Consider the following 525-nt stretch of genomic DNA (forward strand, 5'->3'; position numbering starts at 1 on the left):
CCCGGCAGGACTCGAACCTGCGACCAAGTGCTTAGAAGGGTTCCGATCAACGTCCCCCTGGGCTGGGCTTGCATGGCGGGTGACGCAACTTCGTCACTGTTTCATCGCCTGCAGCCACCCAGGTTCACCGCTATCGTCTCAGCTGAACATCGGGCGGGCTTGCAACCCTACGCTATTCGAGAAGCAGCCTGGCGCTTCGCGCAGCGCCATCGGCAAGAGTGATAATGTCCGGCCGCTCAGCAATGAGAACCTTTAGCAACCGGACGGCAACGTCCAGGGCCTCGTGGCACATTGGGATCTCCTTTTGGTCGATCATTCCGCTCCCATGAACCACCTTGCTGCGAAGGCTGTAAATCTTTCCAAGCCTCGCCTTCAATGCAAGGCGTGATTCCACGGAACCTTCGAGCAGCTTTGCAATACACATAGTAACGCGAAACGTGGGTTCACCATCCTTAGTTCCAAATAGACTCTCCCATGCGATCACGGAATCAATCAGTACATCTGATGGCTCGCGCCTTTCGGCGA

General features: G+C 56.4%; 1 protein-coding gene. It reads right to left on the reverse strand.

The features are described from left to right. Positions 1–172: 172 nt before the first annotated feature. Positions 173–525: hypothetical protein (locus ACFP3V_RS31250; RefSeq protein WP_380591039.1), on the reverse strand; the 353-nt coding region annotated here is incomplete at its 5' end.

Origin of the sequence: Streptacidiphilus monticola (genome assembly GCF_042658505.1) — a bacterium.
GTDB lineage: Bacteria > Actinomycetota > Actinomycetes > Streptomycetales > Streptomycetaceae > Streptacidiphilus > Streptacidiphilus monticola.